This is a genomic window from Chelatococcus sp. YT9 (genome assembly GCF_018398315.1).
In the GTDB taxonomy this organism is placed as follows: domain Bacteria; phylum Pseudomonadota; class Alphaproteobacteria; order Rhizobiales; family Beijerinckiaceae; genus Chelatococcus.
In genome coordinates this window covers 175,790-190,694 of record NZ_JAHBRW010000003.1, presented here as the reverse complement: position 1 = coordinate 190,694, position 14,905 = coordinate 175,790, and the positions used below count along the sequence as shown (strand labels likewise).

Here is a 14,905-nt window from a genome sequence, read left to right as displayed (position 1 = left end):
CCAAGATGTCAGGGACCTCTCTGCGTCCGACGGATACGATTTCAAGACAATCACGCGTTCAGCCGCTGCCCCCCGCCCCCTCTCACGGCGCTGGCGAAATTAGCTCCACCGTTGGAAAGTATGTCCGATAGCGCTTCAAGTCTCGCGTCAGCAAAGGCAGACCTTGAACCGCTGCGTGGGCTCCAATGAAGAAGTCCGGCAGCACCCCGGTGCGCGATCCCCCTGCCTTGCGATAGTGTGTGAACACCTTGCCTGCCAAGAACAAGGCTGACCGAGGGATGGGCATCAGTTCTAAGCCCGCGTCTTCAATGAAGGCATCAAGGCCTTCTATCCGATCGTAGCGAACAGATAGCTCCGTATACACAACATCGTTGATCATCAATGGGCCCGCGAGAGCGGCAGTTTCAAGCTGCTCGATCGACCAATCTGCCCAGTCTTGATCATTCGTCACAAGATCGAGCAGGATATTGGTATCAACGAGCGTCACGCTTCGCCACGCGTGAGCGCCATGATCGCATCCGTATCAAGTCCCTTGCCCGCGTGCCCTCTGAGCCGCTGGAACCGGCTGGGAGGCCTGTCCGTGTCCGCTTTCGTCAGCACCACGCTGCCATCGGCTGCCCTGCGGAAAGCCACCTTGCTTCCTGGAGCAATTCCAAGCAGATCCCTGACCGCTTTCGGGATTGTGACCTGCCCCTTGGACGTCACCGTGCTCGTCATAACCTCAACCCTGTAATACCGCTTTCGTTGAAGGTATTACTCCGACGCTCTGGATTCAAGCGACATTATCGACCGGTCGTTCCCACATCCGACCGTGAGGTCTAAAAGCCCTGCTCGACAGTGCGGCGGGAACGTCCATCTCGGCGACCTGATCCGCTCGGCCCCGAGCTGCTGACGTTCTCATTGCCAGGACCAAGGATGCACCGTGGGCGATGACGAAATCGCCGCACTATGGCGGATACCTTTGCAAAATGGCGATGCGGTCTATATCGCCAAAGCACTTGGTGTTGTCGCGTGAGCCAAAGTGATGTCCGAAATCGCGGTACGACGGGATTGTCTTGAGAGCGGCTATACTGCTCCTTCAGTGAACGCGAAAATCCGACGCTCAAAACAACCCTGGCCGTGATGCGCGCGCTTTGACATAGCGGTGAAGGCTCATACAGCCCCATAAGGGCGAGACACAAAAGTCTGCGTCAGTACTTTGAGCCAGAGGAATATGGCAACGAGCAAGGCATTGGTAGGTCTAGCGGCTGATAGACCTTTGAATGCGTCTCGGTAGCTTAAGGCTATGGCCGGCCGGCCGTCAGAACACACGAGCTCATGTGTCAATGGCCTTCGGATGCCCGCCTACGGATCCAAAATTCGTGGCGGGATTCGGTACCCGTGCGGGATATGATCTGCTCCACCCATCCGCCTCCCTTCAGCTCCCGCAGATCTAACTGCTACCAAATAAAAGCCCCCAGCTCTCCTCATAACACGCACACCATTAAGGCTCTCAGCGTCGTTGGCTCGGTGAGCGTCCATTCGGCAACGCCGCATTGAATGAGGGCGATATCGACACCGAGACACAATGCAGCGATCCTTGTGTGGATGCCTTCAAAGCTGGGCTCCGAGGCCAGCACGTTCTCGATGAGCATCCTCGGCGCGGCCTGCATATGAAGCACGCCACATTGCGGTCCACACGTTCCGATCACTTAAAACCGCCGTCTGTTTCAGAACGAGGACACGGCCGGGCTTCGCTAGGCGCGTCAGAGAGAGCTGAATAAATCGCATGGGTATTGGCATCGGCAAACGATCCATCTTGCTTCAAGCGGCCAGGGTTGCCAGGTGAATGCGATCCCTCCCCTGCCTCGATACTCAAGATTGCGCCGGTGTCAGGCTGATGGCGAAACGATACAATCGACTGAGGGACCTTCAGGCCGCGCCTCCCCGCGGAAGCTTTGTCGGCATCGTTAGTTTTAATAACGGCACGCCCCCTGCCCGACGCCATAAAGCCCTACGGCAGGCGTGCTGAAGCGGACAAAACATGGAACGCCAGCAGCACTATAAGCTCGTCGGCTGGCCGGTCATGGCCACGACATACGTGGAGGGCTGCCCGCCCCAGGAAGGCATTGGACGTGGCGTGCGCTTAATCTGCCAGGACCAATCACCGTATACCGGCTAAGCGTGCGCTTCGCACGAGAATGAACCATCGGGTTCGAGAAGCCAAGCTGCGCACCAGTTACTGCGGTCTGGTGCAGACTTCCGCTCCCATTGAAACCTTGACCCCATATTCGATCGCACTTCGAAAGTCCTTGAGGCCAAACACCTGCCTCGCAGCCTTCACTGGGCGAACACTTCTGTTTACGCCACCGATATCTGGAAAATTCCAGCTTTAAAACTGCTTTGACAGCCGTGCAGAGGATAAAAAAATATTGTAGAGCATATACTTAACCAACGATCTTGGTCTCATTTGAATATCGCTAAAACCAGCGGAAGCGAGTTAACTTCTCATTAAGACAAAATCGATTGCCGCGTTGAGCGAATCGGGCATAATTCCCGCTTGTTGAGAGTTTTCCTTCAGAAAAGCGTTATTCTGACAACCGGCATCGATGAACATGGCGACACCCGCTGAGGAATTTGAAACGTTCAGCTTTCACGAATCAATTCTCATGCAAGGAGAACTGATTTCGGACAAGCTGAACATGCTCCGCGTCGAGCATTACCCACCCGATGCGACCAAAACCCTGCGGCAGTTCTCGTTGGCGGAAGTTGCATTTTTTTTGGGTGTCACTCAGTCGAATGTGAAAAAGCTTCACCTCGAAGGGAAGGGACCGATACCGACCACGTCCGCATCTGGACGTCGGACTTACACAGCCAAGCAAATGCTTGAATTGAGACATTATCTCGATCGGCATGGGCGCGCAGATTACAAGAAATATGTCCCGCACAGGAGGCCCGGAGAATCCTTACAGGTAATCTCAGTTGTGAACTTTAAAGGGGGTAGCGGAAAAACCACCACTGCGGCTCATCTAGCGCAGCATCTGGCTTTGACGGGCCATCGAGTGCTGGCAATCGATCTCGACCCTCAAGCCTCTTTATCAGCGCTGCACGGTTTCCAGCCAGAGCTGGACAAAAATCCATCTCTCTATGAAGCCCTTCGTTATGACAAGGCAAAAAAGTCGATCTCGGAAGTTATCCGCGCAACCAATTTTCCCGGCCTCGACATCGTGCCTGCGAACCTTGAGCTTCAGGAATATGAGTACGACACACCGCTTGCCGCAGCTAACAAAGCCTCATCAGATGGCCGCCTTTTCTTCACGCGTATTTCAGACGCGTTACGGGAGGTGGACGATCGCTATGACGTAGTCATCATCGATTGTCCGCCTCAACTTGGCTATCTCACTCTAACCGCTCTCACGGCTTCAACCGCTGTTCTGATCACCATTCACCCGCAGATGCTCGACGTCATGTCGATGAGTCAGTTCTTGCTGATGCTCGGGGGGATCCTGCAATCGATAAGCAAAGCCGGCGCGCATGTGCGCCTCAAATGGTTTCGCTATTTGGTCACACGCTACGAACCGACAGACGGCCCGCAGACGCAGATGGTCGGATTTATGCAAGCTCTCTTCCCTGCACATATGCTGAAGAACCCGATGGTAAAATCGACCGCGATTTCGGACGCGGGAATTACAAACCAGTCGCTCTACGAGGTCGAGCGCGCGCAATTCATTCGGACCACTTATGATCGCGCCCTTGAGGCTTTGAACGCGGTTAATGGGGAAATCACGGCTCTCGTTCATGGCGCGTGGGGGCGTAAATGAGGTTTATCTTGACAGCCGTGCAGAGCGGCAAAACCTTCCAATTTGCCAATCACTTGTCTCCGGCTAGGGGAGGGCGCAATGGCACGTAAAAACCTATTAGCCAACGTGTCCGCACATCTGACAACTACGGCGGACAGAGAGGTCCGATCTGACTACGCAAATCGCGGCGCGTCGCGATCGATGATGCTGTCGATCGAGGAAATGGCTGAGAATGCCAAGAAGATGATGGCAGGCGAAACCGTCGTCAGCCTCGATCCGGCTCTATTGGACGAATCGTTCGTCGTAGATCGCGTAGAAGACGACGAGGAGGAGTTTGCGAACCTGAAGCAGGGAATTGAAACGGAAGGACAATTGCAACCTATTTTGGTGCGCCCTCATCCGGACACCGGCGGCCGATTCATGATCGTGTTTGGGCATCGCCGCGCCCGCGCGGCGAGAGAGCTTGGCATTCCAGTTCTCGCAGTTGTGAAAAACCTCGAAGCCATTGCCCATATCATTGCCCAGGGGCAGGAAAACTCTCGACGCGCAAATCTCTCCTTCATTGAGAAGGCTCTCTTCGCCACAAAGCTCTTGAGCATGGGGCAAAGTAAGGAAACGATTAGGTCTGCGCTCAGCATCGATGACACATTACTGTCGAGAATGCTGTCTGTCGTGGAAACCGTACCGGCTCAGGTGATTGAGGCAATCGGTGCCGCGAAGTCCGTTGGCAGGGACAGATGGGAAGAGCTCAAGAAACTCGTCGCCAATCCTAAAGTCGCGGAATACGCGTGCGATGTGGTCAACGCAGAAGCGTTCCGTTCGCTGGAGGGAGCAAACCGCTTCAATCATCTTCTTGGAGAACTGAAGCAGGCGGGGCAGGGAAGGCGGAAGCGGAAGAAGGCCCGAGAGGGAGGAGTAGGCGTGTGGTCTCCTGACGATCGGGCCGTTTCTGCCAGCTACCAGAGCACAGGAAAAACATTCACGTTATCACTGAAGTCGGCTCACGCGAGCGAGTTCGGCCATTTCATTTCATCAAACCTTGAATCGCTTTATCGCGATTTCAAGGAGTGGAAAGTTCGACAGCAAGGAGAGTAGCGCAAAAGAAAAAAGCCCCCGAACGTCGCCGCGCGGAAGCCTTTTCTTTGATCTAAGCACCCAAAGAATCACACTTTCGCAAAAGCCTGTCAAGCGGTTCGGCGCCATTTCGGCGAGCAGATTTCTTTTGCCTAGCGATAGGTGAAAGAGAATGCAGACGCATATTGCAACGACGCCCTTTGGGCGGCGGACGATGTCGCTTGCCCAGCTGGCACAGCAATCCATTGGACGCAGCGCCCCGAAAGACACCGCTGTCCATAAATGGCAGGTGTTTCAACATATCCGCGAAGCGCGCGATCGCCTGGGGGCCACCGACAGGGCCCTCACCATCCTGAACGCCTTGCTCTCGTTCCATCCGGAAACCACCCTGTCAGCGCGGGGAGGTCTTATTGTCTGGCCTTCCAACGATCAGCTCGCAGCCCGCGCCAATGGCATGCCCGCCACAACCCTGCGGCGACACCTCGCCAACCTGGTTGAATGCGGCCTCATCATCCGCCGCGACAGTCCCAACGGCAAACGCTTCGCCCGCAAGGGCAGGGGAGGGGACATCGAGCAGGTCTACGGTTTTGACCTCTCACCGATCGTCACACGCGCCGATGCCTTCAAAGACATGGCGGAAGCCGTGCAGGCCGACAAACGCGCGAGACAAGTCGCCCGGGAACAGCTGACGCTCCTGCGCCGGGATATCGCCAAGACCATCACCGCTGCCCGCGCGGAAGGCGCACCAGGCCCCTGGGAGATCGCACAGCACCGCTACGACGCGATCATCAGCCAGCTTCCGCGCCAGCCCTGCGGAGAGGTCATCGAGGCGATCTGCGCTGATCTGCGCCATCTCTGGGACGATATCCGCACATCCCTGGAAAACTTCACACAATCCCGAATTCCGGCCGCCAATGAGTCCCATTCTGGCGGGCACATAAAGGAGTCAAACCCAGAATCTCATTCTGAATCTCAAAAAGATGATTCAAGGGATGAACAAAACGCCCCTTCCGGCGAGACCACACCCCCAGTCGCTCAGGATCGGCAAGGACCTAGCCTTTCCACGGTCATCAAAGCCTGCCCAGCTATCATCGATCTGGCCCAGGGCCGTGCCATTCAGAACTGGCGAGATCTTCTGGGATTGGCAGGTGTTGTTCGTCCGATGCTGGGGATCAGTCCCAAACTCTGGGAGGAAACGTGTGCAACGCTCGGCGCCCAGGGTGCTGCGACAGTGCTCGCCGCCATCTACGAGCGGTCGGGGGAGATCTCCAATCCAGGTGGCTATCTTCGTAATCTCACCCAGCGCGCGGTCACCGGAGAGTTCTCGACCACCCCTATGATCCTCGCTCTGTTCACCGCGAAACTGAGAAAGCACAGGGGAGGGGAGAACCTCCAGCATCCAACCCCGGCAACGGAACCCCCGGGGATCGAGGGCGGTCATTCTCGACCCTCCATCACCGTGAGCGCCGCGTTGCAGCAAAAGCTCAAGAACGGGTCAACCGGGCGAGGTTGGAGCAGGGGGTGACGCAGCGATATCACGGATGGTGCGCCTGAGGAGGTGGCACAGGGGACGCTCTCTCCTAGCTCAACGGCGTGAGGCACCCGTTATGTAGGCACCATTCGGACCCGCAGGGGCCTCCTTGCAGCAGACGTTGTCTTTGAGGTTCAAGTAACTTGTCGATGAGCGAAGAGCTACCCTTGGAAATGCGTCCGACTGCCCATTTGTGATCCGCTGCACGCTCTAACAACTGTATGTCACCATCAAGCGCAACGTTGACCGAGCTGGGTGCGCGGTCTCAATAATCCGCACATCAAGGACTGGCGAGCCGATTTCGATCCAGAGAGTGTGTGCGTCACACAAGACAGTTTCTCGCATCCCCGCCATGGTGGGAATGATCTGCGACGAGGGCGAGATGACTGGCCGCTGCCTCGTACCCTTCACCTCATTCCGCGACTTCAACAAATAGGCCGGCGGCGATATCTGGTTCGCCTCCAATGAGGAGCGCCCTCTCGCCTTCTTCCCCGGCATTTGGATGCTGCAATAGGAATACGTCCGCAACGTCGAGACGGGAACGGAGGTGGCAGACCTCTATGCATTCTTGAGCACGAACGCGGAGGTGGCTCCCATCCAGGCCACAGCCATACCCGTGATTTTCACCACCGAGGCGGAGCGGGACATATGGATGCGAGCGCCGTGGAGTGAGGCGAAAGACTTACAGCGCCCGCTGCCGGACGGCTCGCTGCAAATCGTAACCAAAGGCGTGAAGTTGGACGAGGGTGCGATCGAGGGTTCCCCCGCCGGGATCAGCAGACCGACCGCAGCGCTCAGCAGCATGGCGAAGAGCAAGCATAGCTGGGTACTGGTGTTGCGGGTCATCGTTGCCTTCGCCTGCGGGTTTACCGGAAACGTTGGGGGCGCGGGCACAATATGCCCGCGCCCGGATCTCGATTACTTCGTGGGAACGAGCTTCAGTCCGGGCGCTGGCTTTTCATAGTCATCCGCCTTCTTGCCCTCCTCAGGGATCTCGATCCAACGGGCGGCGGCGCCGTCCGGGCATTCCTGGACGACGGGGAAATAGAGCGTCGTGTCCGCCTTCAAATCGCCAGTCAGATAGCCGCGCAGGACAAACTCGTCATATTCGTCATCGGCGAGATTGCCGCCGCTCCAGACGATTTCGGTCACGCCTTCGCTCGTCGGCGTACCGTAGTAGTCGTAGGACTTGGCATATTTGCCCTTTACCTTCTCGAGTTTCCAGCCGGGCTTAGGCTGGGGCTTCACCGCAATCATGCCTTCGGGGATGCGGACGCGGACCGTGTTGGTCGCCTTACCCTCGCACCCATGAGGGACACGGAAGGTGGCTTTATAGGTTGAGGACACGGGCGCCTGCTGGTTCTCCAGCGTGACATGGGCGAAGGCTGAACTCGCTCCAACCGCTGAGAGCAGAACGACCGGAACAATTGACTTCAATGACAACATGGACTGGATTTCCTTAGTTGATGCCGCGCCTTCCGGCCGGTTGGTGAGCCTGCAAACGGGCAATTCCGTTTGCAGGCAGGGTTGATCGGGCAAAGTCACTTGGCCCGCGTATGGACGTCATGGGTTGGTGCGGAAGGCGGCAGGTGCGAAGCTTTCGCCGGCCGCCTTCAAGGTGTTTTCCCCGCTACCAGGCGCTGCATCTTTGCGAGCGCCTTGTCGGCGTCCTCGTGGTAAGCCAGGGCGCCCACGTATTCGCCGCTCCCATTCATCAGGTAGACGATCGCGGTGTGGTCGAGCGTGTAATCGCCACTCTCTGTCGGGACCTTGCGCCAGAAGACCTTGTAAGCTTTGGCAACGGCGGTGATGTCGTCCTCGTTGCCTGTTAGCCCGATGATCCTGGGGTCAAAGGACTGAAGATAGGTCTTCAACATCTCTGGCGTGTCGCGCGCGGGATCGAGCGAAACGAAGATTGTCTTGAGCTTGTCCGCATCCGGACCCATGCGTTTGAGCGTTTCCGACAGTTCCCACAGCGTCGTCGGGCAGACCTCGGGGCAGTGGGTAAAGCCGAAGAAGATGGCAAAGGGAGCACCCTTCAGGTCTTCGTTCGACAGTTCGGCTCCGCTTTGGGTGATCAACTGAAATGGCCCGCCAGGGCCGGCCGCGGTTTCCGCCTGCGGGGGATGCCGCGATGCTGAAAGCAGCGCGATGGCAGTCGCCAGGACCGCCGCGAGCGCCCCCGTCGTCGCGATCACCCCGATCCATCGCCAGGTAAGCTTCATGTCAGTGCCTCGTAGATTTGACATGACCCGTCGACGTGCCATGACCGGCAGGATCGCCGGCATCGCTGGCGCCGATCGCGCGTACGTCAAAGGTCAAGGCGACCGACCCCGCCTTCTCGAATGTCAACTGCGCCTGGAATGGCTCGCCTTCCTGGAGCCCGCTCTTCAGGTCGACGAACATCAGGTGATAAGAGCCGGGCTTCAGGACGATCTCGCCCTTCGCGGGAACGGTCAGGCCGTCCGCAAGGGGGCGCATGGTCATCACCCCATCCTTGACGGCCATTTCATGGATCTCTGTCCGGCCCGAGATGCCGGATGTAGCGGCTATGAGCCGATCCGGTTGGTCACCTGTGTTGCGGATGACGAGATAGCCACTGGCTACCTTGGCACCTCCAGGCGTTGCGCGGGACCACGGTTGACTCACAGTCAAGGATTCGACCGTCGTGTCATGAGCAAGGACAGTCTGGGCCGATGCGAAGATCATGCCGATAGCGAGAGCGACGAGACCAAGCTTTTCCTCGAGACTGCGAAATAGATACAGCGGTGCGCTCGCGCTCCAGGCGCGGCGGGGCAAGAACGATGACATGGGAAATCTCCACGCTGAGACGCGTTCTGTCGCGCGCGCGACAGAGCATTGAATGTGCGTCAGAAGACCCTGCGCAGGGCGAAGGGGTCAGGCAGCGACGAGGAGGGGTGGTGCGCGTGGGCGTCCGGGGCTGCCATCGCGGCGCAATGGCGCGCGGACGCCGAAGTCTGGCAACGGATGCGAAAGGACGACGGGATGCTCGAACGGCGTTTCTGCGGCAGCAGGCAGCGACAGGAGGACCGGCGCGAACATGCTGCATCCGTAGAGGCAGCAGTCCGGCAGATGTCGACGAACCGGAGCGTCATCGGATGCACCGGACTGGTCGCCTGACGGTGCGCAAAGAATCGTTCCGAAGACGTCGTTGCGTTCCGGCGATGCGCTGGCGCCGATTGCAAAGGCGCCCAGTACAGACTGAAGGATGAGCATATAGGCCGCGACAAGCGCGACCCACGCACATCCTCTCTGCTGCCTCAGGGCGCTCAACCGGCTCTCCATGCCTCATGTATCGAGCAATGTGATGACACGGTCCGTCAGGGACCGCGTTGTCCATGAGCCTCAAGGACTAGCATAGACTTTCATATTGTTGCAGGGACAAAATGTCATAGGCTCGATATTGATCGAGGCCTTACCGAGCGACATAATCCAGGTGCGAACGGCGTGTATTGGTAGAACAAAGATCGAGCCAGCCTGAACTGCCGTAAACAGAGATCACCGCAGCTGAATCTGCAACGGTGTGCCGGAGCAAGTCGAGATGACTTTCTGCTTTGATGGTGCCGCCAACCAGAACGCTCGTGTTTATCCCGGGACGCGTTTTTGTTTTCCCGGGCAAGTGGGCTAATCTTCAAGCTTAGCGACCGTTTGCGAGGACTCAAGCTGCGCAGCTTATGCTGGGCAGACAGTTTTTGGCTCTGGCTGTCAAGCGCAGCCGACTGGGCCGCGAGCTGGAGCGAGGCGCTTCGGGTTGCTCGCGTCGATGGACGAGGCGTTTGTCGTTGTTGCAAGCAACCCAATTAATGGCTCATACTGAAGCCTTAGTTGGGTTCCTTTGACGCAATGCTTGCAAGCCGCAGCCAGTCGAAAAGCTGAAGGATAACCCGAGCATCGTGTAGTAGTGTGAAACTGCGCAGATTCCCTGATTTTCTAGGGAGGAAGCGCGCGCAGCTGCCGATCAGGGCGCGGTGAGATGGCGGATATCTTCACCCACTTGCTGCAACTTCCACGCGGGGACCATGATGCCGCCTACGACGGCGACAGAGCTGACGCCGTCGAACCATTCGGCCTGGAGCGGCATATTCGTGCCCGTGCGGAAGACGCGCTTGTTCACCGTCTCAACGGCTTCCATAACGCTCACCGAGGCGCCGCCGCCGTCATCGACGAGCACGACGACGTCCGATGAACGCGCGAGCGCCTGCGCCTCGCCTTGCCGCTCGTGGGAGTCGGTACAGACCGTGTCGACCACATGCACCGGTATGCCCCGCGCCTTGAGGCCGCTCGCGAAGGCCTTCCATTTGTCCGCGTTGCCGGTGACCTGGCCGACGCAGGCCCAGTTGCGCTCGGGGTTCGCGAGCTCGTTCGCGATGGCGTCGAGATCCTCGGCGATGAGGCCCGTGCGCCCTGCCTCTTCGGCGGCCCGCTTGCAGTAGGTCGTGTGGTGGTTGAGAGGCTTGCCAAAGGCGATGATGTCATGACCGGCTGCGGCAAGCTTTTCAGCCGTGCCATGCATCCGCGCGATGAACGGGCACATGTAGTCGTGCAGCTTGACGCCCCGCTGACGCAGATCGTTCATCCGCTCTGGGGTGTATCCGTGATAGCCGATCGCCAGTTCATCACCCGAGCGGACTTCCGCGTCGTCATGAATGATCTGGACTTTCGCGAGATTGGGATAACGCTTCAGAAGCTCCGGATCGCCACGTTCGATGCGGTGGAAGGTGTCCCATTCGGCATTCTTGTGCTCGGCTGAGCATTTATGCCCCGCGTGAAGGCGAGGCGTCTTGGCGGCCAGGCGATCCACCATCTTGTAGGCGCGTTCGATGCCGAAGCACATTCCCGTCTTGGCTATGCGAATATCCATCACGCACCTGCATGTTTTTCCACCTTGCCCATAGCGGTTCGCAGCCCCGCACTCAACGGTAAAGGCTCCGTACCGCGACCGAAATGCGGTATTCCGATATGTGGTGCGCTCAGCCCTCGACGCGCTTGGCGTCGTAGACCTCATCGGCGGGCAGGCTCAACAACCTTTGCGCCATGTCGTTCTTGAGCCAAACCAGCCGCTCTTCCTCCGTGGCGGTCCTGGTCTCTTTGGCGGCGAGCATGATGAACTCGTCATGCACAAGCCCCGGCCGGAGGGTTAGATCGACCGTCGTGCCGCGATAGTGAAAACGGAAGAGATAACGGCCCTTCGGGCTCGAAAGCACATCGTCGCTGGCGAGCGCGAGGTCGACGTTGTAGCGCCCCGCCGTGACCATGCGCGTCACCATCTCGAAGGCGTCGCGGCCGCCCGGGCCGGGAAATGCGGTGTCCATCGCGAGCTCACGCCGCTCGGGGGGATGGCCGCCATCAAGGAGGGGGAAGGCGCGCTGCATGACCTTGAAGGCATGGGCGACCCCGCCAGGATAACCGAAGCCATGGTACTTCAAGATCTCAGCGAAGGTGAAGCTAATAGGCTGGCCGTTCTCGTGAACCGTGATTGTGTCGCTCATGGCCGGACAATTCCGTGTTGGGAAAAAGAAAGCTCTGCGTACAGCATTCTGGCGTCCATCGGTCGCATCGGCTCAGGCTGTCGCTCCCGCCTCGAACATCGGCACGACGGCGCGGGCGCGCAGACCCTTGTGCTCCACATCGACGCGCGCGACGGCAAGGCCGTAGAGCGCGGTCAGGCGTTCATCCGTCAGGATGGACCGGGCATCGCCGACCACATGCTGGCCGGGGGGGCCGAGGATCAGCGCTTTGCCCCCGAGTGTCAGGGCATGCTGGGGGTGATGGGTCGTCACGATGACGGCGACCCCGCGATCGCGCACGAGATGCGCGAGCACGTTCAGCATCGCGTTCTGGTTCTTCAGGTCGAGCGCCGCCATCGGCTCATCCAGCAGCAACAGTTGCGCCTCGCTGGCCAGCGCGCGCGCCAGGAGCACCAGCTGGCGCTCGCCGCCCGAGAGTTGCTTGAACGGGTGGTCGGCCAGATGGGCGGCGCCCACACGTTCCAGCGCCGCATGGGCGATCGCGTGGTCGCGCTTGCCGGGCCAGGAGAGAATGCCGAGATGCGGCGCCCGGCCCATCACCACCATGTCGATGACGCGATAGGCGAGCGTCCCGCGCGACGACTGCGGGATATAGGCAACGGAGGCGCCGCTCGTCAGCGTAACCGTGCCGGCGCGCGTTTCCTGCAAGCCGGCAATCGCGCGCATCAGCGTCGTCTTGCCGCGTCCGTTCGGCCCGAGGATCGACAGCACTTCGCCTTGCCCGATCGTGAGGTCAAGATCGCGAAACAGCCAATGGTCAGGCGACCATCCATGGGCCAGGCCGCGGGTCGTGAGCAGGCTCTCACTCATCCCCGCCTCCCTTGGCGCGCATGCGACGCAACAGAATGGCAAAGACCGGCGCGCCGACGAGAGCCGTGAGAATGCCCAGAGGGATCTCGGCGTTGGATACGGAGCGCGCGAGCGTGTCGGCGAGCGTGAGATAGGCAGCACCGGCGAGGATGCTGGCGGGGATAAGACGGCGATGATCAGGCCCGACGATACCGCGCATCATGTGCGGAATGACGAGGCCGACCCAGCCGATGATGCCGGACACGGCGACCTGCCCGGCAACGATCAGGGACACGGCCGCAAGCACCGCCCAACGAATGGCATCCACGGGCTGGCCGAGCGCGCGCGCATCTTCGTCCCCCAGCGAAAGCACGTCGATACGCCAAGCGAGCAGGACAATGACAATCGCGCCGATCGAGATCGCCCCGGTGGCGAGCAGCAGGCGCTGACCATCCGCCGTCGCAAAGCTGCCGAGCAGCCAGAACACGATCCCGGGGAGACGTTGTTCAGGATCCGCCAGGAAGACGCAGATCGATGTCAGCGCTGAAAACAGGGTGCCGACCACCAATCCGGCCAGGACGAGCATGAGGAGCGAAGTGCGGCCTTCGACCCGCGCCAGCAACAGGACCGCGAGCAGCGCCACCCAGGCTCCCGCGAAGGAGGCACCGATCAACCAGAGGCCCGACAGACCGAAGAGCAGCGACAATGCACCTCCGAACCCGGCACCTGACGACACGCCGAGGATCTGCGGCGCGACGAGGGGATTGCGGAACAGCCCCTGCAGGGCGGCGCCCGCGACGGCCAGCCCCGCACCGCAGACCGCCGACAGGAGGGCGCGCGGCAAGCGAACGATGAGAACGACGGTCGCGTCCGTGTCGGTCCAGGTCTTGGTGGCGCCAGTCAACGGGCTGAGAAGGATCCCGGCCACATGTTCAAGGCTGACGGCATAGCGCCCGACGGCGAGAGAAACCACGATGGCTATGATCGGCGCGAGAGCGAGCGCCAACCATATCAGCAGCCCGTTCAGCGAATGGCCCCGCCAATGCGGGGCCACGGCCGTTTCAGCGTTGGAGGACACGCGCGTAATCCTTCGCATCGGCGTTGGCCGAGGCCTTCAAGATCGCTTTGGTTTCCTCATCGGTCGGCGCTCGGCCATAGAGCAGCTTGTACATCCCGTCCATCTCGGCGCGCAGATTGAAACCGACCTTGTCCGGATGAAGGATGGACGCGACCCAGATCCAGGCGAGCGGGCTTTCGACATTCGGCGGATCCCAGCGATAACCGCCGATCGGCATCTTGTAGACGCGCTTGTTGCGTACCGCCGGCACGCTGGCCCATTTCGGGTCCTTGTAGAGGTCGCCTGGCACGGCCTGATCGAACCCGCCGAGAATGATGACCTCCGGCGCCCAGGCCAGCACCTGCTCGAAGGTCACATCCGTGCCCGTGCCCCTCACCCCTTCGGCCCCGTTGCGGCCGCCGGCGAGCTTCAGATACATGTCGTTGTAGCTGCCGACGCCGTTGGGCCGCAGCGAATTGGTGAAGTACTGGAAGTAGATAACTTTGGGCCGGTCGGCTTCGGGGATGGCGCCCGTTGTCTTTTCGAGGCTTGCCATCACGCCGCGATGCTTATCAAGCAGCGCCGACGTCTTGTCGGTCTGCCCGGTCAGCTTGCCCATGGCGACCATGGTTTCTTCGAGGAAGGCCTGCGTGCCGTAGTTCTGTCCGAAAACCTTCATGCCGGCACGCTCGATCGGCGCGATGAGGTCAGGCCCCTGATTGGCCCATTGGAAGACAAGATCCGGCGACAATGTCAGCAGCGCCTCGACATTGGGCGTGAACTGCCCGCCCTTGACAATGTCCGTCCGCACTTTCTCGAGCCCGGGATAGATACGGCCCAGCCATTCACCGGTGATGGCGCCGAGCGCGGTGGGGTTCATGGCGACCAGGCGGTCCGGCTTGCTATCCGCGAGGACATACATGGATGCGGCTGGAATCGGGATCGTCGCGACCTTTGCCGGCTCCTTGTCGAAGCTCAGGGTCTGGCCGCGCTGATCGACGACATCAATGGCAGCGGCGGAACCGATTGTAGCGAGGACTGTGGAGGCGGCGAGCACCATGCGGAATGAAAAGAATGCCATGAGAAACCTCTGAAACGGTCCAACCGACGGCCGGGTCAACACATC

General features: G+C 59.7%; 15 protein-coding genes. 3 read left to right on the top strand and 12 right to left on the bottom strand.

Annotation, left to right across the window (positions count from 1 at the left end; genetic code table 11):
* Positions 1-82: 82 nt before the first annotated feature.
* Both KIO76_RS29980 and KIO76_RS29975 read right to left on the bottom strand, forming a co-directional pair.
* The gene (locus tag KIO76_RS29980; RefSeq protein ID WP_213327336.1) at positions 83-487 is read right to left on the bottom strand and encodes a type II toxin-antitoxin system VapC family toxin; all 405 of its coding nucleotides are present in this window, start codon (positions 485-487) and stop codon (positions 83-85) included.
* Complete coding sequence (locus KIO76_RS29975) at positions 484-717, bottom strand: AbrB/MazE/SpoVT family DNA-binding domain-containing protein (protein ID WP_213327335.1); 234 nt, start codon at positions 715-717, stop codon at positions 484-486. The genes KIO76_RS29980 and KIO76_RS29975 overlap by 4 nt, the downstream gene beginning before the upstream one ends.
* 1,871 nt (positions 718-2,588) lie before the next feature.
* On the opposite strand from KIO76_RS29975, the gene repA reads away from it, so the two are divergent.
* The 3 genes from repA to repC all read left to right on the top strand — a co-directional run bounded on the left by repA (position 2,589) and on the right by repC (position 6,378).
* Positions 2,589-3,800, top strand: a complete 1,212-nt coding sequence (gene repA / locus KIO76_RS29965) for a plasmid partitioning protein RepA (protein WP_213327334.1) — start codon at positions 2,589-2,591, stop codon at positions 3,798-3,800.
* A 78-nt stretch (positions 3,801-3,878) separates the two neighbouring features.
* On the top strand, positions 3,879-4,874 hold the full coding sequence (gene repB, locus KIO76_RS29960) for a plasmid partitioning protein RepB (protein ID WP_213327333.1): 996 nt from the start codon (positions 3,879-3,881) through the stop codon (positions 4,872-4,874).
* A gap of 151 nt (positions 4,875-5,025) precedes the next feature.
* A complete protein-coding gene (gene repC, locus KIO76_RS29955; RefSeq protein WP_213327332.1) occupies positions 5,026-6,378 on the top strand; it encodes a plasmid replication protein RepC in 1,353 nt (450 codons plus the stop codon).
* A 564-nt stretch (positions 6,379-6,942) separates the two neighbouring features.
* On the opposite strand, the gene KIO76_RS29950 is transcribed toward repC, so the two are convergent.
* The 10 genes from KIO76_RS29950 to KIO76_RS29905 form a co-directional block, all read right to left on the bottom strand.
* Positions 6,943-7,230 (bottom strand): hypothetical protein, encoded by a 288-nt coding sequence (locus KIO76_RS29950; RefSeq protein WP_213327331.1) that lies wholly within the window; start codon positions 7,228-7,230, stop codon positions 6,943-6,945.
* 72 nt (positions 7,231-7,302) lie between these two features.
* A complete protein-coding gene (locus KIO76_RS29945) occupies positions 7,303-7,830 on the bottom strand; it encodes a YcnI family copper-binding membrane protein (RefSeq protein ID WP_213327330.1) in 528 nt (175 codons plus the stop codon).
* 167 nt (positions 7,831-7,997) lie between these two features.
* Positions 7,998-8,609 carry an SCO family protein gene (locus KIO76_RS29940; RefSeq protein ID WP_213327329.1) on the bottom strand — a complete coding sequence of 204 codons (612 nt, stop codon included), beginning with the start codon at positions 8,607-8,609 and terminating at the stop codon, positions 7,998-8,000.
* Position 8,610: 1 nt separating this feature from the next.
* Positions 8,611-9,195 (bottom strand): copper chaperone PCu(A)C, encoded by a 585-nt coding sequence (locus tag KIO76_RS29935; RefSeq protein WP_213327328.1) that lies wholly within the window; start codon positions 9,193-9,195, stop codon positions 8,611-8,613.
* An 87-nt stretch (positions 9,196-9,282) separates the two neighbouring features.
* Positions 9,283-9,678, bottom strand: coding sequence for a DUF2946 family protein (locus KIO76_RS29930; protein ID WP_213327327.1), 396 nt, complete (start codon positions 9,676-9,678; stop codon positions 9,283-9,285).
* A gap of 685 nt (positions 9,679-10,363) precedes the next feature.
* Complete coding sequence (locus KIO76_RS29925) at positions 10,364-11,266, bottom strand: hypothetical protein (protein WP_213327326.1); 903 nt, start codon at positions 11,264-11,266, stop codon at positions 10,364-10,366.
* 109 nt (positions 11,267-11,375) lie between these two features.
* Positions 11,376-11,894, bottom strand: a complete 519-nt coding sequence (locus tag KIO76_RS29920) for a hypothetical protein (RefSeq protein ID WP_213327325.1) — start codon at positions 11,892-11,894, stop codon at positions 11,376-11,378.
* A 72-nt stretch (positions 11,895-11,966) separates the two neighbouring features.
* Complete coding sequence (locus KIO76_RS29915; RefSeq protein WP_213327324.1) at positions 11,967-12,743, bottom strand: ABC transporter ATP-binding protein; 777 nt, start codon at positions 12,741-12,743, stop codon at positions 11,967-11,969.
* The gene (locus tag KIO76_RS29910) at positions 12,736-13,800 is read right to left on the bottom strand and encodes a FecCD family ABC transporter permease (protein ID WP_291976166.1); all 1,065 of its coding nucleotides are present in this window, start codon (positions 13,798-13,800) and stop codon (positions 12,736-12,738) included. The genes KIO76_RS29915 and KIO76_RS29910 overlap by 8 nt, the downstream gene beginning before the upstream one ends.
* On the bottom strand, positions 13,784-14,860 hold the full coding sequence (locus KIO76_RS29905; protein WP_213327322.1) for an ABC transporter substrate-binding protein: 1,077 nt from the start codon (positions 14,858-14,860) through the stop codon (positions 13,784-13,786). Before KIO76_RS29905 ends, KIO76_RS29910 begins: the two co-directional genes overlap by 17 nt.
* Between the last annotated feature and the right edge of the window lie 45 nt (positions 14,861-14,905).